A 679-nucleotide genomic window follows, 5' to 3' on the forward strand; every position below is an offset into this window, starting at 1 on the left:
CTCCTTGACTTCCTGGCCCTCCTCGACGGCGACCTTGACGATGGTGCCCTGCATCGGGGAGGCCAGCGTGTCGCCGGAGGCGGCCGGGCCGGACTTCTTGGCGGCGCGGCGCTTGGGGCGGGCGCCGGCGGCCAGGCCGGTGCGGGCCAGCGACATGCCCAGGCTGGAGGGCAGGGAGACCTCCAGGCGCTTGCCGCCGACCTCGACCACCACCGTCTCGCGGCCCGGCTCCTCGTCCGCTTCGGTGTCGGCGGGGGCGGTGAAGGGCTTGATGCCGCCCGCGAACTCGGTTTCGATCCACCGCGTGTGGACCGTGAACGGGTCCTCGCTGCCGGTGAGTTCGGGGGCGAAGGCGGGGTCGGTGACCACCTTGCGGTGGAACGGGATCGCCGTCGCCATCCCCTCGACCTGGAACTCCTCCAGCGCCCGCGAGGCGCGCTGCAGGGCCTCGGTGCGGGTGCGGCCGGTGACGATCAGCTTGGCGAGCAGGGAGTCCCAGGCCGGGCCGATCACGGAGCCGGACTCCACGCCCGCGTCCAGCCGCACACCCGGCCCGGCGGGCGGGGCGAAGAGGGTGACCGTGCCGGGGGCGGGCAGGAAGCCGCGGCCGGGGTCCTCGCCGTTGATGCGGAACTCGAAGGAGTGACCGCGCAGCTCGGGATCGCCGTAGCCCAGTGGT

Annotated in this window: 1 pseudogene; it reads right to left on the reverse strand. The window is 74.1% G+C overall.

Annotation, left to right across the window (positions count from 1 at the left end):
• A pseudogene (locus tag MQP27_RS50765) lies at window positions 1–679 on the reverse strand (acetyl-/propionyl-CoA carboxylase subunit alpha); the annotation flags it as partial.

The organism is Streptomyces cylindrosporus (genome assembly GCF_022698165.1).
GTDB lineage: Bacteria > Actinomycetota > Actinomycetes > Streptomycetales > Streptomycetaceae > Streptomyces > Streptomyces cylindrosporus.